General features: G+C 30.7%; 26 protein-coding genes and 1 pseudogene. 15 read left to right on the forward strand and 12 right to left on the reverse strand.

Annotation, left to right across the window (positions count from 1 at the left end; genetic code table 11):
* Nucleotides 1-44: 44 nt before the first annotated feature.
* From V2W16_RS03960 to V2W16_RS03990, 8 genes and pseudogenes are all read left to right on the forward strand, one after another.
* On the forward strand, nucleotides 45-584 hold the full coding sequence (locus tag V2W16_RS03960) for a sigma-70 RNA polymerase sigma factor region 4 domain-containing protein (RefSeq protein ID WP_329381861.1): 540 nt from the start codon (nucleotides 45-47) through the stop codon (nucleotides 582-584).
* A 102-nt stretch (nucleotides 585-686) separates the two neighbouring features.
* Entirely contained in the window at nucleotides 687-1,265 is a 579-nt protein-coding gene (locus tag V2W16_RS03965) for a type II toxin-antitoxin system PemK/MazF family toxin (protein WP_329381865.1), read from the forward strand.
* On the forward strand, nucleotides 1,258-1,518 hold the full coding sequence (locus tag V2W16_RS03970) for a helix-turn-helix domain-containing protein (protein WP_329382611.1): 261 nt from the start codon (nucleotides 1,258-1,260) through the stop codon (nucleotides 1,516-1,518). Before V2W16_RS03965 ends, V2W16_RS03970 begins: the two co-directional genes overlap by 8 nt.
* A 100-nt stretch (nucleotides 1,519-1,618) precedes the next feature.
* Complete coding sequence (locus V2W16_RS03975; RefSeq protein WP_329381868.1) at nucleotides 1,619-1,870, forward strand: helix-turn-helix domain-containing protein; 252 nt, start codon at nucleotides 1,619-1,621, stop codon at nucleotides 1,868-1,870.
* Nucleotides 1,833-2,558: a helix-turn-helix domain-containing protein gene (locus V2W16_RS03980; protein WP_329381871.1), complete on the forward strand. Its 726-nt coding sequence runs from the start codon at nucleotides 1,833-1,835 to the stop codon at nucleotides 2,556-2,558. The genes V2W16_RS03975 and V2W16_RS03980 overlap by 38 nt, the downstream gene beginning before the upstream one ends.
* Nucleotides 2,548-2,754: a helix-turn-helix domain-containing protein gene (locus tag V2W16_RS03985; RefSeq protein WP_329381875.1), complete on the forward strand. Its 207-nt coding sequence runs from the start codon at nucleotides 2,548-2,550 to the stop codon at nucleotides 2,752-2,754. Before V2W16_RS03980 ends, V2W16_RS03985 begins: the two co-directional genes overlap by 11 nt.
* Before the next feature lie 245 nt (nucleotides 2,755-2,999).
* A pseudogene (locus tag V2W16_RS11225) lies at nucleotides 3,000-3,059 on the forward strand (hypothetical protein); the annotation flags it as partial.
* A gap of 213 nt (nucleotides 3,060-3,272) precedes the next feature.
* The gene (locus V2W16_RS03990) at nucleotides 3,273-4,226 is read left to right on the forward strand and encodes a site-specific integrase (RefSeq protein ID WP_425353947.1); all 954 of its coding nucleotides are present in this window, start codon (nucleotides 3,273-3,275) and stop codon (nucleotides 4,224-4,226) included.
* A gap of 463 nt (nucleotides 4,227-4,689) precedes the next feature.
* Here the strand turns inward: V2W16_RS03990 and V2W16_RS03995 are convergent, their stop codons facing one another.
* The 4 genes from V2W16_RS03995 to V2W16_RS04010 form a co-directional block, all read right to left on the reverse strand.
* Nucleotides 4,690-4,959, reverse strand: a complete 270-nt coding sequence (locus tag V2W16_RS03995) for a hypothetical protein (RefSeq protein WP_329381880.1) — start codon at nucleotides 4,957-4,959, stop codon at nucleotides 4,690-4,692.
* Between the two features lie 202 nt (nucleotides 4,960-5,161).
* Nucleotides 5,162-6,793 (reverse strand): hydroxylamine reductase, encoded by a 1,632-nt coding sequence (hcp, locus tag V2W16_RS04000; RefSeq protein WP_329381883.1) that lies wholly within the window; start codon nucleotides 6,791-6,793, stop codon nucleotides 5,162-5,164.
* A 6-nt stretch (nucleotides 6,794-6,799) separates the two neighbouring features.
* The gene (locus V2W16_RS04005; protein WP_329381886.1) at nucleotides 6,800-6,988 is read right to left on the reverse strand and encodes a ferredoxin; all 189 of its coding nucleotides are present in this window, start codon (nucleotides 6,986-6,988) and stop codon (nucleotides 6,800-6,802) included.
* 16 nt (nucleotides 6,989-7,004) lie between these two features.
* The gene (locus V2W16_RS04010; RefSeq protein WP_329381889.1) at nucleotides 7,005-7,337 is read right to left on the reverse strand and encodes a cupin domain-containing protein; all 333 of its coding nucleotides are present in this window, start codon (nucleotides 7,335-7,337) and stop codon (nucleotides 7,005-7,007) included.
* A 137-nt stretch (nucleotides 7,338-7,474) separates the two neighbouring features.
* Here V2W16_RS04010 and V2W16_RS04015 point away from each other — a divergent pair, with 137 nt between their 5' ends.
* Nucleotides 7,475-8,152: a Crp/Fnr family transcriptional regulator gene (locus tag V2W16_RS04015; RefSeq protein WP_329381892.1), complete on the forward strand. Its 678-nt coding sequence runs from the start codon at nucleotides 7,475-7,477 to the stop codon at nucleotides 8,150-8,152.
* A gap of 129 nt (nucleotides 8,153-8,281) precedes the next feature.
* Here the strand turns inward: V2W16_RS04015 and V2W16_RS04020 are convergent, their stop codons facing one another.
* Complete coding sequence (locus tag V2W16_RS04020) at nucleotides 8,282-8,704, reverse strand: hypothetical protein (RefSeq protein WP_329381894.1); 423 nt, start codon at nucleotides 8,702-8,704, stop codon at nucleotides 8,282-8,284.
* A 117-nt stretch (nucleotides 8,705-8,821) separates the two neighbouring features.
* Nucleotides 8,822-9,370 carry a sugar O-acetyltransferase gene (locus tag V2W16_RS04025; protein ID WP_329381897.1) on the reverse strand — a complete coding sequence of 183 codons (549 nt, stop codon included), beginning with the start codon at nucleotides 9,368-9,370 and terminating at the stop codon, nucleotides 8,822-8,824.
* Between the two features lie 182 nt (nucleotides 9,371-9,552).
* Between V2W16_RS04025 and V2W16_RS04030 the strand changes: the two genes are divergently transcribed.
* The 5 genes from V2W16_RS04030 (at nucleotide 9,553) to V2W16_RS04050 (ending at nucleotide 17,042) form a co-directional block, all read left to right on the forward strand.
* Nucleotides 9,553-11,115 carry a type I restriction-modification system subunit M gene (locus tag V2W16_RS04030; protein ID WP_329381900.1) on the forward strand — a complete coding sequence of 521 codons (1,563 nt, stop codon included), beginning with the start codon at nucleotides 9,553-9,555 and terminating at the stop codon, nucleotides 11,113-11,115.
* Between the two features lies 1 nt (nucleotide 11,116).
* On the forward strand, nucleotides 11,117-12,139 hold the full coding sequence (locus tag V2W16_RS04035) for a virulence RhuM family protein (RefSeq protein WP_329381903.1): 1,023 nt from the start codon (nucleotides 11,117-11,119) through the stop codon (nucleotides 12,137-12,139).
* The gene (locus V2W16_RS04040; protein WP_329381906.1) at nucleotides 12,136-13,308 is read left to right on the forward strand and encodes a restriction endonuclease subunit S; all 1,173 of its coding nucleotides are present in this window, start codon (nucleotides 12,136-12,138) and stop codon (nucleotides 13,306-13,308) included. The genes V2W16_RS04035 and V2W16_RS04040 overlap by 4 nt, the downstream gene beginning before the upstream one ends.
* 15 nt (nucleotides 13,309-13,323) lie before the next feature.
* Nucleotides 13,324-16,437, forward strand: a complete 3,114-nt coding sequence (locus V2W16_RS04045; protein WP_329381909.1) for a type I restriction endonuclease subunit R — start codon at nucleotides 13,324-13,326, stop codon at nucleotides 16,435-16,437.
* 83 nt (nucleotides 16,438-16,520) lie between these two features.
* Nucleotides 16,521-17,042 (forward strand): DUF6652 family protein, encoded by a 522-nt coding sequence (locus tag V2W16_RS04050; RefSeq protein WP_329381913.1) that lies wholly within the window; start codon nucleotides 16,521-16,523, stop codon nucleotides 17,040-17,042.
* A 3-nt stretch (nucleotides 17,043-17,045) separates the two neighbouring features.
* Here V2W16_RS04050 and V2W16_RS04055 read toward each other — a convergent pair whose 3' ends face one another.
* The 6 genes from V2W16_RS04055 to V2W16_RS04080 form a co-directional block, all read right to left on the reverse strand.
* Nucleotides 17,046-17,561 carry a helix-turn-helix domain-containing protein gene (locus V2W16_RS04055; protein ID WP_329381916.1) on the reverse strand — a complete coding sequence of 172 codons (516 nt, stop codon included), beginning with the start codon at nucleotides 17,559-17,561 and terminating at the stop codon, nucleotides 17,046-17,048.
* Nucleotides 17,562-17,645: 84 nt separating this feature from the next.
* The gene (locus V2W16_RS04060) at nucleotides 17,646-18,440 is read right to left on the reverse strand and encodes a hypothetical protein (RefSeq protein ID WP_329381919.1); all 795 of its coding nucleotides are present in this window, start codon (nucleotides 18,438-18,440) and stop codon (nucleotides 17,646-17,648) included.
* Between the two features lie 95 nt (nucleotides 18,441-18,535).
* Entirely contained in the window at nucleotides 18,536-21,124 is a 2,589-nt protein-coding gene (clpB, locus tag V2W16_RS04065) for an ATP-dependent chaperone ClpB (RefSeq protein ID WP_329381922.1), read from the reverse strand.
* Between the two features lie 30 nt (nucleotides 21,125-21,154).
* Nucleotides 21,155-21,817 carry a CopG family transcriptional regulator gene (locus V2W16_RS04070; RefSeq protein ID WP_329381925.1) on the reverse strand — a complete coding sequence of 221 codons (663 nt, stop codon included), beginning with the start codon at nucleotides 21,815-21,817 and terminating at the stop codon, nucleotides 21,155-21,157.
* A 311-nt stretch (nucleotides 21,818-22,128) separates the two neighbouring features.
* A complete protein-coding gene (locus tag V2W16_RS04075; protein WP_329381926.1) occupies nucleotides 22,129-23,091 on the reverse strand; it encodes an acetylxylan esterase in 963 nt (320 codons plus the stop codon).
* An 11-nt stretch (nucleotides 23,092-23,102) separates the two neighbouring features.
* On the reverse strand, nucleotides 23,103-24,641 hold the full coding sequence (locus V2W16_RS04080) for an FGGY-family carbohydrate kinase (RefSeq protein WP_329381928.1): 1,539 nt from the start codon (nucleotides 24,639-24,641) through the stop codon (nucleotides 23,103-23,105).
* A 490-nt stretch (nucleotides 24,642-25,131) separates the two neighbouring features.
* On the opposite strand from V2W16_RS04080, the gene V2W16_RS04085 reads away from it, so the two are divergent.
* Nucleotides 25,132-25,608 carry a hypothetical protein gene (locus V2W16_RS04085; RefSeq protein ID WP_329381930.1) on the forward strand — a complete coding sequence of 159 codons (477 nt, stop codon included), beginning with the start codon at nucleotides 25,132-25,134 and terminating at the stop codon, nucleotides 25,606-25,608.
* The last annotated feature ends 7 nt before the right edge of the window (nucleotides 25,609-25,615 follow it).

Raw genomic sequence — 25,615 nt, forward strand, 5'->3', positions numbered from 1 at the left:
TTTCAGCTAAATTCAAAAATTCAAATTTTAAGGAGATTACGGAAATGAAAAAATTCACATTAGAACAACAAGAAGAATTATTTGCCAATGAATGCAAAGTTATAAATCTTAAATACGAGTACAAGGGATATACCGGTTCAGAAAGATGGGCAATTATTACTGAACTGGCAGAAGAAGAAATATGGATAAAATATCCTGATGTTATCCGCAGGTACAGCCCTTTCATTCTACTTTCTATTGCTCAGGGCGAAGTGATAACCGAATATCAGAACTATGAAGCAAGAGAAAGAATGAGGAAACTTCATTATGGACACGCATTTGACATAAACGATGGAGATTTTGAAATACATCATCCGGAGTTAGTTGTTGAAGTTGACCCTGTTGAAGAGATAATGCTGCAAGATAATATCAAAAAACTCCAGAAAGCTATTTATTGTTTAAGCGAAACTCAGAAACGAAGAATAATTAAATATTTCTTCTACAATCAGTCGTTTGAAAAAATTGCAGATGAAGAAGGCGTGGATTTTACATCAGTAAGAGAATCGGTAAATAGTGCAATAAAAAAATTAAGAAAATTTTTCTAAAACACCCCCCAGAAATGCTCTCCCATTTCAAACAAGTGAAGGGGTTAATTCTATTCCGGATATGAATTAACTCAGATAACAAACGAAAGCGAGGATTTACATATGAAAAAAGTAGATTTTAAGAATGTTAGATGGGGAGATATTTATTATTGTAACTTAGGTGTTACAAACGGCAGCGTACAATCTGGGGTACGACCAGTTCTGGTGGTTCAAACAAATAGATTAAATGCAAATAGTCCAACTGTTGTTGTTGCAGCTATTACAGCGGTAAAAAAGAAAACAGATATGAATACGCACGTCGAACTCAATACTGATTGCGGCTTGAAAGAGCCATCAATGGTTATGCTTGAACAGCTTCGTACTGTTGATAAAGATATAGAACTGGATAACTTTGTTGGAAGAATTACGGATGACGACAAAATCAATGAAATCAAGCGTGGATTAAAATTCGCTGTTGGAATTCCTGTTAAGCCTAAAGGTGAAAGAAAAGGAATTGCGTTAAGCTTATGCCCACACTGTCGAAGTGAGTTTCAATCTGTTCCTGAAAATATTGTAAAGAGACTCGACCCCTTTCAGGTAGAAAAAGAGCTGTGCGACAAATGTCAGGTTAGATACGGCTATGACTATATGATTTTTAAGAAGAACCATCATCGTTCAAAAGGAGGTGTTGAGAATGTTTAAAGATAGAATTGATGTAATGAATCAGCATCTAAACGATTCTGAAAATATCTCTGGTTTTGAAAAGCGAGTTTATACAGTCGAAGAAATAATGGACATCCTCGATATAGGAAAAAACACTGCATATGCACTTGTAAACTCAGGAGTATTCCACTTTGTAAAAGTTGGAGGTCATTACAGAATTTCCAAAAAGAGTTTTGATAACTGGTTAGACAATATTGATAGCAAAAATTCTGATTGTCAAGTATCCGATTAAATCAATCGCATAATTAACAAAAGCTCCGATTTTAAGTACCATATAGCCAAGTCGATTGGCTATATGGTAGTCAGAGCGACAAATAAAAATCGGAGGTAAAATGATGCAAAGTAAAAACAAAAGCGGTGTAGATAGCCGAAATACATTTAAGCAGACTGAAACATATAATCGAGCATATACGATAGGAGAACTGCAACGTATTCTTAAAGTCAGCAGGACTTCTGTTTATAGGCTTGTTAAAAGCCAGCAATTCCATAGTGTTCGAATCGGTGGTCACTATCGAATATCCAAAAAAAGTTTTGATGATTGGTTTGATGGGCAGAAAGGAGGTTCAAGTAATGGCATTTGTTAATATGTTTGATGAGCGAGTTGAATTATTTAATCTCAGAGAAGAAAACGAGCGTTTAGCTGAGTTATTCAGTGATGAGAAACTTCAGGAAGAAGCTATTTGGGAAGCGTACTCTGTAAAAGAAATATCACGACTTCTCTCTATAACTAACGAAGAAGCATTGAAGTTGATGAACTCTGGATTGTTTAAAACATATCGTGTCGGAAATGAATATAGAGCCTCAAAGAAAAGCGTTGATGACAATATGAAAATAGTCAAAGCTATGCTTACTTATCAAAACAAGAAAACAATGACTGTTCCTGATGTTATGCGTATACTGGGGCTTGGCAAAACCGCAACATACCGTCTTATAAATCAGTGCCGATTTAAAACTTATTTAGTAATGGGAAAAATGAGGGTTGATGTTGATAGCTTTGAAGATTGGTATGCAGGGCAATTCCATTACAAAAAAGTAAACGGAGAAAGACCCGGCAAGAAATATGGAAAAACGCTTTCCCCTTTAACTGTTGCTAAATCACTTGGTATACCAAGAAGTACAGCTAATGACCTTATGAATGATGGTATTGTTGAGTTTATATGGGTCGATGGCAAACGTCGAATAAAAAGAGAAAGTTTCGAGAAATGGTATGCTTCGCAGAACAAATACATCAAAGTAAAGGAAATTGAGGAGGTGGAAGGCTATGTTGATTGAGGATAGAGTTCGTGAATTAAATGGCGGTACATTCTCAAAAAAAAGTTACTCCGTCGAGGAGGTACAAGAGATTTTAGGAATTACCCGACAGACTGTGTATAAACTGATTAAACAAGGTTGTTTTCAAGCGGTGAGACTTGAAAACGGATATCGTATTATTAAAACCAGCTTTGATAAATGGCTGGACAATGAGTAAGGAGGATTGAAATGGCTTCTATTGTTAAGAGAAAAAATCGATACGCTGTTGTATATACTTACAAAGATGATGACGGCATACAACATCAAAAATGGGAAACCTTTGAGACTAATGCAGATGCAAAAAAGAGAAAAACTCAGATAGAGTTTGAGCAACAATGCGGTACATTTGTTGTCCCAACCGCCACAACAGTAGCAGACCTGCTTGAGGAATACTGTTCTGTTTACGGGGTTAATAATTGGGCGATGTCAACTTATCATTCAAAGAAAGGACTTATGTATAATTACATCATACCACTAATCGGTGATGTAAAACTTGACGAGCTGACACCCAGACTTATGGATAAATTCTATCAGAGTTTATTGAAAGTCAAAACCAAATCAGTGCAAAACAAAAAACCGAAGAATGAGTATCTGACAGTACATACAGTAAGAGAAATTCATAAATTTTTAAGAAGTGCATTTAATCAGGCGGTAAAATGGGAGCTGATGACAAGAAATCCGGTTCTCAATGCTACCTTGCCGAAGGCAGAACATAAAAAAAGAGAAATTTGGACAGCAGAAACACTTATGCACGCTCTTGAAGTATGCGATGACGATATTCTTTCCTTAGCTATCAACCTCTCGTTTGCCTGTTCTTTACGAATGGGAGAAATGCTTGGACTTACTTGGAGCTGCATTGATATATCGGAAGAAAGTATGAGGGATAACAATGCCTCTATTTATGTGGATAAGGAGCTTCAGCGTGTAAACAGAGATATTATGGAGGTTCTTGATAATAAAGATATCATCCGTGTTTTTCCGAGAACACTTTCCAATACAAATACTTCGCTTGTATTAAAAACACCTAAGACCAAAACGAGCGTAAGAAAAATATTCCTTCCTTCGACTGTTGCTCAAATGTTACTGGAGAGGAAAAAACAAATAGACGAAATGAAAGAGCTTTTTGGAGATGAATATTTGGATTATGATTTGGTATTTTGTCATTCGTCCGGCAGACCAATGGAAGGTCAGGTAATCAATCGCGCATTGAAGCACCTTATACGAGATAATGATTTACCAGATATCGTATTCCATAGTTTCAGACACGCAAGTATCACCTACAAGCTGAAATGGAACGGCGGCGATATGAAGTCAGTGCAAGGTGATTCCGGACACGCACGAATGGATATGGTTGCAGATGTTTACAGCCATATCATAGATGAGGACAGACGATACAATGCACAGAAATTCGAGGAACAGTTTTATAACGCAAAGGGACTTAAAAATACAGAAGAAGGGAAAACAGCCCCTATGCCAAAGTTTGAAACTGCCGTAGAACTGCTTGACCCAATGGCACAGCTCGATGAAGAATCAGAAAAGTCAAATGAGGAACCAACAGATACTAAAGATGACAATATGGAAATGCTTGCAAAGCTATTAGCAAATCCTGAAACCGCTTCGCTACTAAAAGCATTGGCAAAGAACTTATAAACAGAAAGGCAATCCTAAATGGGTTGCCTTTCTCTTGTTCTAAGGGGCTTGAATTTAAGAGGAAAATTACTATAATATAAATATGTGAATATTCTTTTCTCGAAAGAGAAAGCGTTATCTCACAATGTATTTTCAGCGATTTAAGTACCACTTATTTACTCAATGATATTTCCCGTTTTTCTTTGCAACTGCTAATATCCTGCTAAAATGATGGCAAAAAACCGCATAAAATTAGCAGATTACAAACGAGATTTCGTTGACAGCGAATCCTCGGAAAAGCCAGTAAAATCAAGGCTTTTTAGAGATTTCGAGGGAATATAAAATGACCTTCGGGTCGTACTCCTAAGGGTTAGTTGTGAGTTCGATTCTCGCAGGGGGTGCCATAATAATCATAATAAAAAATTAACCTCTTAGTATTAAATACTAAGAGGTTTTTTATTAATATCTTTACGGATATTAAAAATTATCTTTTTTTTTCATAGATTTTTCTTATGCTCATTATACCGCTAAACAGTAAAATTGCAGATAACAAAAAAGACACAACTGACTTTATTATATCATTTTGAAAACTATTTATACCTGCCCAAATAAGTACTCCAATAATAAAAGTATATAATATGAAAATTATACCAATAAAAGGATACTTAACCCATTTACTTACTTTTTTATCTTCAAAAATAACTGATATTACACATAAAAATAATTCACATATAATTTCAATTATAAAATCCATAAGTACTTTCTCCTTTTTTAAGTACAATCACTAATAATATTTAAGGTATTATAACAAAATAATAATTCGTTTTTATCAATATCGTAAATTGTTAATATATTGTTAAGTTTTGATAATTAATCATTTTTAAGATAAAAAAGATAACAATTATTATTTAATAAACTTATCAAAATAAAAAACAGCCTTATTAGGGCTGTTTTATTTAGTTAAAGAATAATTTAATATCATCTTCTACGCTTTTAATTCCTGCAATTTTAAATTCATCAACTAAAACTTTCGTAACATTAGGGCTAAGGAATGCAGGAAGTGTAGGTCCAAGATGAATATTTTTAACGCCTAAAGATAATAAAGCAAGTAAAACTATAACAGCTTTTTGTTCATACCATGCAATATTATAAACAATAGGAAGGTCATTAATATCATCTAAGCCAAAGATTTCCTTAAGTTTCATTGCAATTACTGCAAGAGAATATGAATCGTTACACTGACCTGCATCTAACACTCTGGGTATACCGTTTATATCGCCTAAATTCAATTTATTATATCTATATTTTGCACATCCGGCAGTAAGAATAACCGTATCTTTTGGAAGAGCTTTTGCAAATTCCGTATAATATTCACGGCTTTTCATTCTACCGTCACACCCTGCCATTACGACAAATTTTTTAATAGCTCCGCTTTTTACAGCCTCAACTATCTTATCGGCTAACTTAAATACTTGATTATGAGCAAAACCGCCTACAATTTCTCCTGTTTCTATTTGTGTCGGAGCACTGCATTTTTTTGCATGTTCAATAATCTGTGAAAAATCTTTTGTCTGTCCTATTTCTCCTTTAATATGTTTACACCCTGGGTAACCTGCTGCACCTGTAGTATAAACTCTATCTTTATAACTATCCTTTGGAGGAACAATACAGTTTGTTGTCATTAAAATAGGTCCGTTGAATGACTCAAATTCTTCTTTTTGTTTCCACCATGCATTACCATAGTTTCCTACAAAGTTAGGATATTTCTTTAATTTTGGATAATAGTTTGCCGGCAACATTTCAGAATGAGTATATACATCAACACCGCTTCCTTGAGTCTGCTGTAGTAACATTTCCATATCTCTTAAATCGTGACCTGAAACTAAAATCCCCGGATTTTTTCCTACTCCTATATTTACCTTTGTAATTTCAGGATTTCCGTAAGCAGTGGTATTTGCTTCATCTAAAAGAGCCATACCTTTTACTCCGTATTCTCCGGTTTTTAAAGTTAATTTTACTAAATCATCAACACTTAAGCTATCATCTAAAGTTAGGGATAACGCTTCTTGAATAAATCTATCTACCTCTTCATCTGTCTTTAATAGTGCATTTGCATGTTTAGAATATGCACAAAGCCCTTTTAATCCATAAGTTATAAGCTCTCTTAACGAACGGATATCTTCGTCTTTTGTAGATAACACACCTACCGTCTTTGCAAGTTCTTCCCAGTCTCCTTCTCCATTCCATAGTGCCGCTTTTGGTAGATTTTCTTTATTACCTAACTTATTTATTAAATCCTCTTTTGTCTTTAATGTTAAAGTAATTCTGTCTTTAATACTGTCTATGTCAAAATTTGCGTTTGTAATTGTTGTAAATAAATTTATAGATACAAGATAATTTATTTCGTCAGATACTTTTTTACCTTCTTGTCTAAGACGTGTTGTAACAAAAGATAATCCTTTGGTTACATATATTAATAAATCCTGATGGGTGGCAACATCAGGTTTTTTCCCACACACTCCAACAGCAGTACAGCCTTTGCATCCTGCAGTTTCCTGACATTGATAACAAAACATTTTATTTTCCATATTTTTTTATTCCTCCATACTAATTGCAGATACAGGACAATTATCAATCGCCTCTTGAACCTTACTTAAATTATTTTCGCTTACATCCTTATAAGCTTCAGACTTCCCATCCTCATTTAAACGAAAAACTTCATCACAGTATGTGCAACATAGTCCACATCCAATACAAAGTTCTTCATCAACAAATGCTTTCATATTAAAAACTCCTTTCTTAAAATACAACAACAAGCAGCATTTTAAATGCTTCTTCACCATATACCGCATGAGGGTGATTAGCAGGCATTACAATAGATTCACCTTCTTTTAGAATATATTCCTTATCATCAATGGTAATCTTACCTACTCCATTAAGACAAGTAACAAAAGCATCCCCGCCAGATTTATGTGTACTTATTTCTTCCCCTTTATCGAATGAAAATAATGTAATGCTTAATGCACTATTTTGGGCAAGGGTTTTACTTACAACCTGACCTTTTTGATAAGATATTTCATCTTTTAATAAAACTACTTGAGCTTGATTTATATTTTTTATTTTTGTATTCATAACTTTCCTCCATATTAGCTTTTCTTAAATATTTTTACTTATTCATGTAGAATATTTATTTTTTATTTGATTTTGTAAATGTATAATACTATAATCAAACCTAAGAATATGTTGTATTTCCAACAAAAGGAGTTTTTATGGATAAATATTTTGATATATTATTAAAATGTCCTTTATTTAAAGGTGTTGAAAAGAACCAATTAAAATCAATGATAAAATGTCTTAAAGGAAAAATTATAACTGTAAAAAAGAATGAAAATATATTTTTTGAAGGAGAATTAACACAAAATTTTGGCATTGTTCTTATTGGGAAAATAAAAATTATAAGAGATGACTATTATGGAAATAGAAGCGTTTTAACAATATTAAAAGAGTCAGAGATGTTTGCGGAAGTATTTGCTTTTGCAGGGCTTAATACTTTTCCCGTAAGTGCGGTAGCAGATAAAGACAGCGAAATAATGCTTTTAAATACAGATAAAGTAATGACAATGTGTTCCGCTTCCTGTCATTATCATAATTTAGTAATCAAAAATTTATTAAAAGAGATGGCACAAAAAACACTATCATTAAATAAAAAAATAAGATATATGTCAGAAAAGACAACAAAGAACAAGCTAATGCTGTATCTTTTAGATCAAGCAAAACAAAACAACAGCTGTGAATTTACAATACCTTTTGACAGGCAGGCTCTTGCCGATTATTTGGGGGTAGAAAGAAGTGCCATGTCGGCAGAAATTGGCAAATTAAAAAAATTGGGAATAATTGATACAAAAGGCTCTTGGTTTAATGTAAAGAAAATTGATGAAGATATTTAAATAATAAAAAAATTGTGTTTTCATATTATAAAAAATTCAATTATATTATTAAATAATATAAAATTATAATTGCATTAATCATAATATTTAAAATATAAAAGTACCCTTTAAATATATTAAAGGGTATTTTTATTCTTCTGTTTCATAAATAATATCACCGGTAAAATAAACATATAAATCCATGGCATAAATCTCATCTTTATGTTTACGTCTTAGATAACCTGAATAGAATAATTTATTATATCCATAAAGTTCATCTACAATTTCAAAACTAAAATCATCATATTTTTTGATAAACTCTCCAATTTCTAATTTTTCACTTTTGAACATTCCATATTCACCAAGACTGTTTTGAATAACCACACTTGAAAAATCAAAATCTACATTTTCAATAATAATACTGCCCGGTATTACGTTGTACGGTTCAATAAGTTTTACATACCCATTTTCAAATTCAAGTTTTATGTTACTATCAATAATTTTAATATTATTAACATACATATCATGTAAGCTATAAGAAAAAGGAGGATTATACTTATATTTTGTTTTCATCTATTTCCCTTAATTTATTGTAATATTTTATTTTTATTATAATTTTTTTATTTTATATTACAATTAACTTTTTCTTAAGAATTTAATAACTTATAATAAATCCCCCTAAATAAACCCTTATCTTTTAATCTCTCCTTTAATTCCATAAACCACGCTGTCTTTTGGGATGTCCTTTGTTACAATGCTTCCCGCTCCAATTATCGCCCCGTCTTCTATGGTAATACCCGGAAGAATAACGACGTTTGAACCTATCCAAACATCATTTCCGATTTTTATAGGCTTTGCAAATTCAAGCCCTCTTCTTCTTTCTTCCTTATTTTTGGGATGAGAAGCCGTTGTTATAACGCAGTTTGGGCCTATGAATACATTATCTCCTATTGTAACTTTTGCCGCATCAAGAACAGTTAAATTATGATTTGAATAAAAATTCTTTCCGATAGAAATATTAAATCCGTAATCACAGTAAAAAGGTTGGGTTATTGTTATTTCACCTTTTATTTCACCTAAAATATTCTCTAAAATACTGTTTTGATTTTCTTTGTCTGATGGTTTTATATTATTAAATTCAAAACACAAATCTGCACATTTTTCTCTAAGCTTTAAAATTTCTTTATTATAATTTGCATCGTAAAGCATTCCTCTTTGTGCTTTTTCCCATTCGTTCATTTTTATCTCCTGTTTTTTTATTTATTATAATATACATTAAAAGATTTGATTTATTTATTATAAGTTTTATAAGGAAAAATTTCCCTAACAAAATTCTTATTTCTACAAAATATCCAATAAAATTGAAATGGGTTTAAAAATTATGTAAAATAAAATTAAATATATAACAAAGGATAAAAATTATGGCAGACAATAAAAAAGAAATGGAAAGAGATGAGCTTCATAGAGCTATATGGGCTATAGCCGATGAATTAAGAGGAGCAGTTGACGGCTGGGACTTTAAAAATTATGTCCTTGGCACAATGTTTTATAGATATATATCAGAAAATATATCAGAATATATAAACAAAGGAGAAAGAGACGCCGGTGACCTTGAATTTGACTATGCTAAATTAGAAGATGAACAAGCAGAAACAATAAGAGAAGATATAGTAAATTCAAAAGGCTTTTTTATTCTTCCAAGCGAACTTTTCTGCAATGTGCAGAATAAGGCAAAAAGCGATGAAAATTTAAACGAAACATTAGAAAAAGTGTTTAGAAATATTGAAAATTCGGCAAAAGGAACCGATTCAGAAAATTCTTTTGCTGGACTGTTTGATGATTTTGACGTAAACAGCAACAAGCTTGGTTCAACGGTTAAAAAGAGAAACGAAAGACTTGTTAAACTTTTAGACGGCATAAACAACATGAAACTGGACAATGTTCAAAATCACGATATAGATACCTTTGGTGATGCTTATGAATATCTTATGACAATGTATGCATCAAATGCAGGAAAATCGGGAGGCGAGTTCTTCACACCGGCAGATGTTTCGACTCTTCTTACGCTTCTTGGAACAGTAGGGAAAAAAGAAGTAAACAAAGTATACGACCCTGCCTGCGGTTCAGGTTCGCTTCTTTTAAAATCCGTTAAAGTACTTGGAAAAGAAAATGTAAGAAACGGTTTTTACGGTCAGGAAATAAATATAACAACCTATAACTTATGCCGTATAAATATGTTTCTTCACGATATAGACTATGACAAATTCGATATAGCCTGTGAAGATACTTTAACAAAACCAAAACACTGGGATGATGAACCTTTTGAGCTTATCGTATCAAATCCTCCTTATTCAATAAAATGGGAAGGAGACAGCAACGCAACCTTAATAAACGACCCAAGATTTTCCCCTGCCGGAGTTTTGGCACCAAAAGGAAAAGCAGACCTTGCTTTTATTATGCATTCATTAAGCTGGCTTGCCACAAACGGAACAGCTGCCATAGTATGCTTCCCGGGGGTAATGTACAGAGGAGGAGCAGAGAAAAAAATAAGAAAATATCTTATTGATAATAACTTTATAGATACTATTATCCAGCTTCCGGAAAACCTATTCTTTGGAACATCAATAGCAACATGCATTATGGTAATGAAAAAGAACAAAACCGATAACAAAACTTTGTTTATTGATGCAAGCAAAGAATGCATAAAGGTAACGAACAACAATAAACTTACAAAAGAAAACATGGATAAAATACTATCAGTATTTAAAGAAAGAAAAGAAGAAGAACATTTTTCTTCTCTTGTGGAATATGAAAAGATAAAAGAAGAAGATTACAACTTATCTGTAAATACATATGTTGAACTACAAGATACAAGAGAAGTAATAGATATTGATGTATTAAACAAAGAAATAAAAGAGATAGTAGAAAAAGAAGAAATTTTAAGAGCCGAAATCGACAAAATAATCAAGGAGATTGAGGGATAACATGAAAAATCAATTTGAATTTTTAATGTATAAAATAGAAGAAGAAAATATAAAAGTAAATGCTTTTATAAAAGATGAAACAATTTGGCTTACACAAAAAGCAATGGCTGAACTGTTTGACGTAGATAAATCAACAATAAGCCGACATTTAAAAAATATTTTTGAAGAAAGAGAATTAAAACAATCCATGGTTGTTGCAGAATTTGCAACAACCACTAAACATGGTGCCATTGAAGATAAAACACAAACTCATATGACAAACTTTTATAATCTTGATGCAATCATTTCAGTAGGTTACCGTGTAAATTCTCTGCGTGCAACAAATTTTAGAATTTGGGCGACAAAAATATTAAAAGAATATATGATTAAAGGTTTTGCAATGGATGATGAAAGACTAAAACAAGGCAAAACCTTATTTGGCAAAGATTATTTTAAAGAATTGCTGGAAATAGTTCGTTCTATAAGGGCGAGCGAAAGAAGAATATGGCAGCAAATAACAGATATTTTTGCAGAATGCAGTATTGATTATGACAAAAATTCAGATATTACAAAAAGATTTTATGCTATGGTGCAAAATAAATTTCATTTTGCAATAACAGGTCAAACAGCAGCAGAAATAGTATATACAAAATCAGATCATAATAAAGAACATATGGGGCTTACAACATGGAAAAATGCTCCTGCTGGAAGAATATTAAAATCAGATGTAACAGTTGCAAAAAATTATTTGGATGAGAAACAAATTAAAAGTCTCGAAAGAGCAGTAAGCGGATATTTTGATTATATTGAAGACCTAATCGAGAGAGAAAACACATTTACAATGGAAGAATTTGCAAAAAGCATAAATGCATTTTTGGAATTCAGAAGATATGAAATATTAAAAGATAAAGGCAAAATATCAAGTAAGGATGCAAAGGAAAAAGCCTATTTGGAATACGACCAATTCAACAAGACACAAAAAATAGAATCTGATTTTGATAAACAAATAAACAAAATGCTTAAAGAAAACGGTGAAAACATATGAGCAAATTAGAACAACTGATAAATGAACTTTGTCCCGATGGGGTTGAGTATATGACAATTAGTAATGCATGTAATATTTCAAGAGGAAGAGTTATATCTAAAACTTATATAAAAAATAATATAGGAGATTATCCAGTATATTCATCTCAAACAGAAAATAATGGAGAATTAGGAAAAATATCTACATACGAATATGATGGAGAATTTATCACTTGGACAACAGATGGTGCAAATGCTGGGTCTGTTTTCTATAGAAATGAAAAATTTAACATAACAAATGTATGTGGATTATTAAAAGTAAAAATTAAAAATTTAAATGCTCGTTTTTTATATTTTTCTTTATTAGTACTTGCAAAAAAACATGTAAAAAAAGGGATGGGCAACCCAAAATTAATGAGTAATACTATGGCAAAAATAAAAATCCCTCTCCCCCCTCTTCCCGTACAAGAAGAGATCGTGCGTATTTTGGATACCTTTACAGAGCTTACAGCAGAGCTTACAGCAGAGCTTACAGCAAGAAAAAAACAGTATGAGTATTATAGGGATGAGTTGTTGAAATTTGGAGATGAAGTTGAAAGAGTTAAACTTGGGGATATTGCTAAAATTGAAAGAGGTGGATCTTTACAAAAAAAAGATTTTATTGAACAAGGATTTCCTTGTATACATTATGGTCAAATATATACTAAATACAGTAAATTCCCGAATAAAACATTTACTTATATATCTAAAGAAAAAGCTTTTAAACAAAAAAAAGCAAACAAAAATGATATTATTATGGCTGTAACAAGTGAAAATATTGAAGATGTATGTAAATGTATTGCATGGTGTGGAGAAAATGAAGTTGCAGTAGGAGGACATACTGCCATTATTTCTCATAATCAAAATCATAAATATTTAACTTATTATTTTAATACACAAATGTTTTTTAAACAAAAAATAAAACTCGCACATGGAACAAAAGTTATAGAGGTTTCACCAAAAAAACTAAATAATATAATTATTCCCCTCCCTCCGCTATCAGAACAACAAAGAATAGTAGACATACTTGACCGTTTCGATACCCTTTGTAACGATATAACAAATGGTCTTCCTGCTGAAATAGAAAAAAGACAGAAACAATATGAATATTATAGAGATAAACTGCTTGATTTTAAGGAACTTTCAAAATAAAAAAGAGGTGAAAACATGAGCTACTTTAACATAGTTGCATCAACAACCGAAAACACCGTAATAACAGAATATAAACCGGGAATACAAACTGCAAAAGCATATCAAAGCGAAGCAGAACTTGAAAAAGAATTTATAAATCTGCTAATGTCTCAAGGTTATGAATATGTAGATATACATACACAAGATGAACTTAAACTTAATTTAAGGAAACAGCTTGAAAAATTAAATAACTATGAATTCAGCGATATGGAATGGGAAAGATTTTATAAAGATTCCATAGCAAATAAAAATGAACATATAGTTGAAAAGACAAGAAAAATACAAGAAGACTATATTCAAGTATTAAAAAGAGACGACAACACATCAAAAAATATCTCTCTTTTAGATAAAAACAATATTCATAACAATCATTTGCAGGTTTTAAATCAATACGAAGTGACAAAAGAAGAAGGGGCAAACTACGATAACAGATACGATGTTACAATTCTCGTAAACGGACTTCCTCTTATTCATATTGAACTAAAAAGAAGGGGAATAAACATAAAAGAAGCTTTTAATCAAATTAACCGCTATCAAAGAGATTCTTTCTTTGCGGGAGACGGTCTTTTTGAATATGTTCAAATATTTGTTATTTCAAACGGAGTAAATACAAAATATTATTCCAACTCCACCAGATATAATGCCATAAAAGAAGCCACAACAAAAAATTCAAACAAAAATAAAACCAGCAATAGTTTTGAATTTACCAGCTTTTGGGCAGATGCAAACAATAAAATAATTCCCGATTTAATAGACGTTGCAAAAACATTCTTTGCAAAACATACAATTCTTAACATAATTGCAAAATACTGCATATTTACATCGGAAAATATGCTTATGGTAATGAGACCTTATCAAATTACGGCAACGGAAAGAATAATAAACAGAATACAAATTGCAAACAACTATAAAAAATACGGAAGTATTGCATCAGGTGGATATATTTGGCATACGACAGGAAGCGGAAAAACCCTAACTTCCTTTAAAACTGCGAGAATAGCCTCTAATTTAGATTTTATAGATAAAGTTATATTTGTCGTAGACCGTAAAGATTTGGATTATCAGACAATGAAAGAATACGACAGGTTTGAAAAAGGATGTGCAAACAGCAACACTTCAACTGCCGTATTGACAAAACAGCTTGAAGACGATAATGCAAGAATTATAATAACGACAATACAAAAGCTTTCAACTTTCGTAAAGAAAAATGAAAAACACGATATATATGATAAACAAATTGTATTAATTTTTGATGAGTGCCATAGAAGTCAATTCGGCGAAATGCACAAAGCAATAGTAAAAAACTTTAAGAAATATTATTTATTCGGTTTTACGGGAACGCCTATTTTTGCCGTAAATGCGAAAGGAATAAATAGTGGCAGCAATTTAACGACAGCTCAAACATTCGGGGATTTACTTCATACATACACAATAGTAGATGCCATAAACGACAGAAATGTTCTGCCTTTTAGAGTAGAATACAACAAGACAATGGACTATGAAGATAATATCAAAGATAAGCAGGTATACGACATAGACAGAGAAAATGTATATATGGCAAAAGAAAGAATCTCACTTATTACAAAATATATCTTAGACCACTTTGACCAAAAGACATATAGGGGAAACAAAACCTATGTTTTTAATTCCCTAAAAAATATTGAACAAGTTGCCACAAATAAAGATAAGAAAATTGAAGAAATAAAACAAAAACAAAGATTAAGCGGTTTTAATTCCATTTTTGCAGTAGCAAGCGTTGAAATGGCAAAGGCTTATTACAGCGAGTTTAAAAAACAGATGAACGAAAATAGGAATAAGCAATTAAAAATCGCTCTTATTTACAGTTATAGCCAAAATGAAGAAGAAGCAGATGGAATTTTAGGAGAAGAAAACAGCGAAGATACTTCCGCTTTAGATACAAACAGCAGAGAATTTTTGGAAGATGCAATAAAAGACTATAACAAAATGTTTAACACTTCCTATGATACAACAAGCGATAAATTCCAAAATTATTATAAAGATGTATCCCTTAGAATGAAAAATAAGGAAATTGATTTGCTTATTGTAGTAAATATGTTTTTAACAGGATTTGATGCAACTACTCTTAATACATTATGGGTAGATAAAAATTTAAAAATGCATGGCTTGATTCAAGCATTCAGCAGAACCAACAGAATTTTAAATTCAATTAAAACATTTGGGAATATAGTTTGTTTTAGAAATCTTCAAAAAGAAGTAGATGATGCTCTTGCATTATTTGGCGATAAAGACGCAGGAGGAATTGTATTAATAAGAAAATTCAAAGACTATTTTTATGGCTATACAAACGAAAAGGGAGAAAACAAACCCGGTTATATCGACCTAATAAATAAATTAAAAGAGAAATTCCCGTTAAGTGAAGAAAGAATAACAGGGGAAGAAAGACAAAAAGAATTTATAATGCTTTTTGGCTCTATACTTAGAATGAGAAATCTTTTAAATTCCTTTGATGAATTTGAAGAAAATGACATAATATCCATAAGAGACATACAAAACTACACAGGAAGATATCAAGATATTAGAGATGAATGGATAAACAAAAAAGATATGGAAAAAGAAGATATAACCAATGATGTTATATTTGAAATAGAACTTATAAAGCAAGTAGATATAAATATTGATTATATATTAATGCTTGTAAAAAAATATCATGAAAGTCACTGCAAAGACAAAGAAGTATTAATTAATATACAAAACGCAGTTGATGCAAGTTATGAATTAAGAAGTAAAAAAGTTCTAATTGAAAACTTTATTGAAAGAGTAAATGAAACAGACAATATAAACGAAGAGTGGAAAAATTTTATAAAGAAAGAAAAAGAAAAAGAACTTGATAAAATAATTAAAGAAGAAAACTTAAAAGAAGAAGACACTAAAAAGTTTATTCAAAATGCGTTTAGAGACGGATATATAAAAACAACAGGAACGGACATTGACAAAATAATGCCTCCTGTATCAAGATTTTCTAAAGAGGGAAACAAACGAAAAGAGAAAAAACAAAAGGTTATTGAAAATCTAAAAGAATTTTTTGATAAATTCTTTGGTATAGGTTAAAAAACAAAGATATAAAATATCTTTGTTTTTTTTATATACTATTACATAAATTTATAATATAATAAAAAAAGAGGGAACAAAAAATGAGAAAAAGAATTATACTGCCTTTATTATTAATATTCTATCCTTATATTCTTCTTTTTATGTTTGGACTAATAGACGAAGATAATCTGCTTTATGTTCTTTTCCCATATTTTATTTTTACGATTATCTTATACATAGCAAATATAATAAATGCATGTATATTAAATGAAGAAAATGGATTTTATAAACTTGCTTTTTGGAATATGCTAATAAAGCTTATACATATTCCTTTCTTTATTTTAATATTTATAATTGGAATGATATTTTTAATGGCTATGGTAGTTCCAGCATTATTTATCCTTTCTCCGATAATTTGTTTTATTCTAGCATGTCTTGATTATATATTAATCCTGGTATCTTCTTCATACGGAATAAATGCTATTACAAAAATGAGAAATGAAAATATTTTATCAAAGAAAGAAGCTGTTATTTATATAATAATGCACTTCATTTTTGTATTAGATGTAATAAGCGCAATAATAATTTTTATTAAAGCAAAAAAAGAAAAGAAAAAAAGATAAGTTTTACTTATCTTTTTTTAATGCTTTTTTTCTTTCTTTTAAAGATATTCTATTTGAACTGTTATATAAACCCACAAGTTCAAAAGAAGTTCCAAGCCCATAAAACAGTCCGCTTACAAATTGGGCTATGTTTTCCCTAAAAATAAAATCTAAATAAAGAATATAATTATTTAAAATTGCAAGAATAGTAAACAAAATTCCTAAGAATAAAAATCTGTTTACTTTTTTTGCTTTAGATGACTGTTCTTCCATAGAATAATTAATAAGCCTTTCCACAGTATCCTTTAACTGCTTTAACTCATCAATATTCATTCTTCTTCCATTTAAAAGCTCACTTATTGTTATATCGAATTCTTCACAAATCATATCAAGCAAAGATAAATCCGGCATTGTTTTTCCGTTTTCCCACCTTGAAACAGATTTGTTGCTTACATTTAACTTCTCGGCAAGCTGCTCTTGAGTTAAATTCTTTTCTTCTCTTAGACTTTTTATAAATTTACCAATCTGAGATTGATTCATGTTAATTCTCCTTTTCTATCCTATCTTTAATCTCATTATGATATTTTTATGTTTTTTATAAAGGACAGAGGGTGAGAATTCATGTTAATTTGTAACTTTTACTCCGTCTTTATATTCTGCTTTGTGATTTTCGTCTATATATATTTCAAATGAAGCATTTTTCCCATATTTTTCAAGTAAATCTTTCTCTATTTTTTCCATGCTATCAAAAAGATGTTGTTTTTCTTCTTCGGTTAATTTATCCAATTTATAGTCATAGGAACGTATATAAATAAAAAATTCATGCTTATCATAATTTAGATAATCTTTAGCACTTACATCTTTTACGTTAAACCATTCCTGTTTTATTAAATCATCATAAAATTCGGGTTCAGGGTTACCGCCGTTATAAGATATCTCTATGGTTAAAGCCTCTCTTTCTTTTTCGCTTAAATAAGGTGCTATGCTCTCTTTCATAACTTTATCCCCGCAAATAGAAAAAGAAATATTCATAAATTCTAATGTAAGAGCTTGTTTTTTTGAATATCGTTTTTTGCTGAGAAAAGAATATTTATCGTTATTTATTCTATAGGTATGGTCTGAAATTATTGCCATTTCTCTTTTATTGTCAGCATTCATATAAGTTATATTCCACTCATTGAACTTACCCGGTACACTGTGAGATAAATAAGGAGCAGAATGAACTACTATATATTCATCATATATTATACTTTCCTTTGTTTCTTCTGATACACTTTCCCAATTACCTTTACCAAAGAAAATATCAAACTCATCACTAAACTTTTTAGGCCAATTGGAATTTATATTTTTAAATGTAAAATATCCGGCAATAAGTAAAATTGGAATAATAACTATAATAAGTTTTTTTAATACCTTCATTTCCCCACCTCGTTATAATTAAAGTAATAATATATACTTAATCATATTTTACTTTATAAACAAAAAAAATAAAAGGACCAATTAAGGTCCTTTTATTAATATCTTACGACTAATTTATCGTCTTCTACATCTACCTTTAATGTTGTTCCGCTTTCAAAGTTATTTGCTAAAATTGCTTTAGCTATTAATGTTTCAACATGACTTTGAATAAATCTCTTAAGAGGTCTTGCACCAAATATTGGGTTATAGCCATTGTCGATTATAAATTCTTTGGCTTTATCACTTATAACCAAATGTAAGAATTTATCTTCAAGTCTGTTTTTAAGTTCTTCCAACATAAGGTCGACAATCTTAGATATTTCTTCTTTCTTAAGTGGTTTATAAATAACTATTTCATCTAGTCTGTTTAAAAATTCAGGTCTAAAGTGTGATTTAAGAAGTTTATCTATATTATCTTTTGTTTCTTCTGTAATATCGCCGTATTTTTCTGTACTTTCAAGCAAGTATTCACTTCCAAGGTTAGATGTTAATATAATAATTGTATTTTTAAAGTCGATAGTTCTTCCTTGTGAGTCTGTAACTCTTCCGTCATCAAGGATTTGAAGTAAGATGTTAAATACATCAGGATGAGCTTTTTCAATTTCATCGAAAAGTACTACACTGTAAGGACTTCTTCTTACTGCTTCCGTAAGTTGTCCCCCTTCATCATATCCTACATATCCCGGAGGTGCACCTATAAGTCTAGACACACTGAATTTTTCCATGTATTCACTCATATCGATACGTATGATATTTTGTTCATTATCAAATAGTGTATAAGCAAGAGTTTTTGCAAGCTCTGTTTTACCTACCCCTGTTGGACCAAGGAATAAGAATGAACCTATTGGTTTTGATGGGTCTTGAATACCTGCTCTTGACCTGATTATCGCATCGCTTACAAGTCTCACTGCTTCATCTTGTCCGATTACTCTCTTGTGAAGTGTATCTTCTAGGTGAAGAAGTTTTTCTTTTTCGCTTTCAACAAGTTTAGATACCGGAATATGAGTCCATTTTGAAACAATCTTTGCGATTTCTTCTTCCGTAACTTTATCTCTTAAAAGAGTAGAATGTTTTTCTTTTGATTTTTCTTCTTCGGCTTTTAGTTCTTTTTGAAGTTCTGGCAATTTACCATATTTAAGTTCGGCTGCTTTATTAAGATTGTTTACTCTTTGAGCCTGTTCTATTTCTCCGTTTACTCTATCTATTTCTTCCCTTAATCTTTGAGCTTTTCCGATTGTATCTTTTTCTTTCATCCATTTTGCTTTCATGGCGTTGAATTTATCGGTTAGTTCAGCGATTTCCTTGTTGATTTCTTCAAGACGTTTCTTTGCAAGTTCGTCTTTTTCTTTTTTAAGAGCTGTTGCTTCAATTTGATATTGCATAATCTTTCTGTTTACTTCATCAAGCTCTGTTGGCATTGAATCCATTTCAGTCTTGATTAAAGCACAGGCTTCATCGATTAAGTCAATTGCTTTATCAGGTAAGAATCTGTCTGTAATATATCTGTTTGATAAAATTGCTGCAGAAACAAGAGCTTGGTCTGTGATTTTTACGCCGTGATATATTTCATATCTTTCCTTAAGACCTCTAAGGATTGCAACTGTATCTTCAACACTTGGTTCTCCTACCATAACAGGTTGAAATCTTCTTTCTAGTGCAGCATCTTTTTCGATGTATTCTCTATATTCATTTAAAGTAGTTGCACCTATACAGTGTAATTCCCCTCTTGCAAGAAGTGGTTTTAATAGGTTGCCGGCATCCATTGCACCGTCAGTCTTACCTGCGCCTACTATCGTATGAAGTTCATCAATGAATAGAATAATTTTACCTTCGCTTTTCTTGATTTCATCAAGTACGGCTTTGATTCTTTCTTCAAATTCACCTCTGAATTTTGCACCTGCAACAAGAGCACCCATATCAAGAGAGAAAATACTTCTGTCTTTTAGGTTGTTTGGAACATCTCCTCTTACAATTCTAAGAGCAAGACCTTCTGCGATTGCTGTTTTACCAACACCAGGTTCACCTATTAAAACAGGGTTATTCTTTGTTTTTCTTGATAGTATTCTTATTACATTTCTTATTTCATCGTCCCTGCCGATTACAGGGTCAAGTTTATTTTGTTTTGCAAGTTCCACCAAGTCGGAACCATATTTTTCAAGTACATTATATGTGTTTTCAGGATTTTGATTGTTCACTGTTCTCCCTCCTCTCACCAAAGACAAGTTCTTTGTGAAGTTATCTTTTGTAACATTATATTTTCTAAATTCATCTTTTATAAAGCTTCCGCCTTCATTAAACATTGCAAGGAATAAATGTTCAACGGAAACATATTCGTCTTTCATATTCTTTGCTATATTTTCTGCAAGACGAATAACTCTATTTAAGTTGTTGCTTGCGTATAAGTTATCTACGCTGCTTGATGAAACCTTCGGAAAAGATTTTATTTTGTTTTCTACTTCCGATTTTAATCCAGATACATTAACCTGCATTTTTTCAAGAAGTTCAGGAATAAGCCCTCCTCTGTCATCAAGTAATGCGTATAATAAATGTTCGGCTTCCATAACCGAGTTATTGTTATCTATAGCTAAATTCTGTGCATTTTGAAGTGCAAGAAGTGATTTTTCAGTATAGTCATTTGCATTCATTTTAAAACCCTCCTTTATGTTAAATAATCATTATATAATTGCATGAACCTTTTGCATTAAAGTAACATATTCTTTTTCAGCATCGGAGCATGCGTCATCAATATATGGAAGATCATTTAAAAATACTTTTAACACGCTGTCAAATACCTTTATATATTCTCCGATTAAAACTCCAAGGTCAACTTTGTCAACACCTTGTTCCTTTGGTAAAACAAATTGTCTTGTATATTTCTTTTCTTCTATCTTGTAACATAAATTATCCTCCAGTATTCCTCTAATATATTTTTCTTCAAGCTTTGAATAAAAATTCAAAAATCTGTTCATATCTCTTATTAAAGTCTGATTTGTCGTTCTTAAAGTAACTTTAAGCTCTCCAAATGAATACTTTGAATTGTCATATAACTCTACTCCGTATTTTATGGTTGGTCTGTATTTATATCTAAGAGAGCTGGTTATATTCATAAAATAAGGAGATGGATTAGCTAAAACTTGAAAAGTATTCATTTCCTTAAACATATTCTCAAGGGATGTAAATATTCCTTCAACCTGTTTTTGAGGTGTTGTATATGATACATAATCAGCCAAAATTTGATTTATTAAATTAGACCTGCTTGTACCCATTTTATAAGCCGCTTCATCAACTTTTTCTACGACTTCATCCATTAATACTAAACTATATACACTTTTTCCCATTTTACCTGCACCTTTCCTTTATTTTGGCTAAATTATATACCTGATTATATAATTTGTCAATAGAATTATATAATTTTAATTACAAATTAATAATTTTATAATATTTATTTATCTAAAACCTTTCAAACAACCAAAACCCTTTTAAATAAAGGGTTTTAGCTTAATTAAATGTATTTTTTTACCTTTAATTTTAATATTTTATACCTTAAATTTGACAAAAAATATAAAAACTTGTTTGGAAATTTAATAATTTTTTTTAAATTTTAACAAAAATAAAACACCCTGAATATTAACTTCAGGGTGCTTATTAATTAAAGTTTTTCTTTAAAGAATTCATATATTATATCGTCTGAATAAGGAAGTCTTTCATGAGTATATTCGCAGTATACTTTTAATTCCTTATTACATTTTAATTTATTGTATATTGAAAATTGTGTTATAGGCGGACAAGTTGTATCAAGAAGCGCCGTAAAGAATAATACATCACATTTTACTTTATCCGCAAAATTTTGAACATCTATGTAAGAAAGTCTTTCAAAAAATTCATCTTCTTTTTCGTGTAATGTATCGTATTTTCTAAACCAATTTTTAAATTCAACATACACATCTTCACACATATTCATTTCAAAAACCTTTTTAAAGTCTGCAAGGAAAGGATAAATAACAGCACTAGCCTTAACATTTTTATTAAATGCCGCAACAACAAGACTTAATGCGCCCCCTTGGCTTTTTCCTGTTGTGCCAATTCTGTTTTCGTCTATGAAATCCATATTTTCAAATAGAACAAAAGCTTTTACGGCGTCAAGATAAATATTTCTGAAAAATAATTTTTTCTTGTCTTCATCCATTACGCCTCTTATTATTTGACCATAAAGAGTAGGTCCGTCAGCAGTGTAGTTATCTTCGCTTTTTCCACCTTGTCCAGGAACTTCAAAAGCTAAAAAGGCCATATCATTATATGCATATGGAACTTTTGAATAAATACTGTCTGCATTTGATGTATAACCATGGAATGACATTACTCCCGGGATTTTTCCTTCAATGTGTTTAGGTTTAACAAGTTCACAGTGAACTCTTTCCCCATTCATTCCTTTAAAATACATATCGTATACTTCGATATCTTTCATTGGGAAATCCCTCTTCTCAAGAGTATAAGAAAAATCAGTTTCCTTTAAATCTTTTACTCCTTCTGCCCAGTATTTATCAAAATCCTCTGCTTTTGGAGATATCCCCATATAATCTTTGTAGTTTTCAACTGTACTTTTAAGTGGCATAATTTTCCCCCCTATAAATTAATATTATTCATTTTTGTATATATTTTTTTTACATTTTTATATATTTTTAAATATACATTATTATAAATGTCATCATATTTTTTTGCATTTTCTTCATTTGGAGAAAATGTTTTTGTCTGTCTTACCATATTTTCTTTTGCTTCATCAAAATCTTTAAAAACCTTAAGACCTATAAAACCTGCCATAGCAGCTCCTATACCGCTTGCCTCATAGGTTTGAATTTTATAAACTTCTTTATTTAAAATATCACTTATTATCTGACATATTATGTCGCTTCTTGACCCTCCACCTGATAATGCTATTTTATCTATGTTAACTTTAGATACTTTTTCAATTCTCTCTATTCCTTCTTTTAAGGAATATCCTATTCCCTCAATTATTGCCCTGTAAATATGCATTCTAGTATGTTTATCATTAAATCCAAGTATACTTCCTTTTGCTTCGGGACGAAGAATATCTTGTCCCCAGTAAGGTTGAAGAATAAGACCATCACAACCTACGGGTATTTCTTTTAACTTTTCATCCATTACATCATATATATCTTTACCGGTTTCTTTACATATTTGTTCTTCCTTATAAGCAAATTCTTTTATAAACCATGTAACAAGCCAAAAACCTCTATATAAAATAATTTCAGGGTTATATGTATTTGGAATCACACTGCAAAAAGGAGGAACAAACCTTGTAAGTTCATAATATCTGCCTGTGGTTACCTGTATCGTAACCTGACTTCCCAAAGATATACTGCCTATTCCTTCTTTTATACAACCTACTCCGATTGTTTCGCAAGCTTTGTCGCTTCCGCTTGCAACAAGAGGAGTTCCTCTTTTTATTCCCGCTCTTTCACAAACTTCATCCAATATACTTCCTATTATTTTTGTCGAAGGAATCACGTTTGCGAGCTTCCTTTGGTCTATGTCAAAAAGCTGCCTTTTAATTCCGTAAGATTTATCATACTCCCTCTTTTTGTAATCAAAAGGAATGTGACCGACCGTTCCCGCATCACTTTCTATGTACTTACCCGTAAACTTATAATTTAAAAATTGAGGCAACAACAAATATTTATATGTTTTATCCCATACATTAGGTTCATTTTCTATAATCCAATTAAACCTTGCTTCACTCATTAAATTTTTAGTCATGGCTCCCATACCAACTAAAGAAAAAAGCATTCTATATAATATATTAGGTTTTTTATAATTTTTTGCTTTTCTTCTGTCAAGCCATGAAATAGCATTTCTTAAAGGAGCTCCGTTTCTATCTACCAAAACAAAAGTATCTCTTTGAGTAGTTATGCTTATCCCTTTTATCTTAGAATATAGTTTTTCGTTTTTACTTTTTAACTTAAGTAAAAGAGAAATTATTTCCTCAAAAAAGTTATTTGCGTCAAACTCTATAATACTTCCTTTTTCTTTTGTTATGTATTCATATTTTTCTTTTTCTTTTATTAAAATTTCGCCTTTATCATTTATAAGCATCGCTCTTATGCTTTGAGTTCCGCAGTCTATTATTAAAACGATATTCTCCATTATTTCACCTGTTTTGCATTATTAATGTAAAATTTATAAATATTATATCATATTTAGTAATAATAAAATATATTTAAGAACTATATGAAATTTTAAATGTTAAACTTTTTAATTACAAAATATTGCAACAAACGTTATGGAAACCGACAAAGAAAGAATGTTAATAAAAAAACGTGGTTTCAGCAAAATAATTTACATTATATTACACGGGTTTCGGATTAAATATTATAAAAATTCAAATAAAAAATCCCTTTGCCCCGATTGAGACAAAGGGTTCAAGGAGCGCCATATATGTAATGGTACACACCATGAAAAGTAAGCAATTTAATTATATTATAAATACTATAAAAAATCAATCAAAATGAGGAATGTTAATAATTAAAATAAACTTAATTACAAAACCTTACAAAATTGTAATGTTTTGTAATTTTAATCGATGGATAAAAAATTTAATCCTTTCTATAATCAATTTAAAGAAAGGAGGATAGACATGAAGAAAAAAACAGCAATCATACTTTTATGTTCAATATCGTTAATAATTACAGGATGCAGTATAAACAAAAATCAATTAATAAATAAATATAATGATATACTAAATCTTGTAGGGAAAAAATTTTTAACTTCCGATGAAGATTTAATGGGAGAAAGAATTTTTTATGTAGACACAAACACCGGCAAGTATACTTCCTTATATAAAGATGAAAATATAAAAGAAGTAATATTCGGTTCCGTGGAAGTAAATAGAAAGAACAAAAACATTAATATAAGCTACAAAGCAGATATTCAAAAAGGAAAAGCAAAGCTAATCGTAAAAAATGATTCAAAAACAAAAATTATAGCAAGTTTTGATATAGAAGGACCGGAAAGCGGGGGAAGAGATTTATCCCTAACGGATGGTGAATATTATTTAAGCATTATAGGTGAAGATTTCAGTGGAAAAATTGAAATCACCACAAAATATATTTAAGGAGAAA

The sequence above is a fragment of the Anaerofustis butyriciformans genome, assembly GCF_036289385.1.
In the GTDB taxonomy this organism is placed as follows: domain Bacteria; phylum Bacillota; class Clostridia; order Eubacteriales; family Anaerofustaceae; genus Anaerofustis; species Anaerofustis butyriciformans.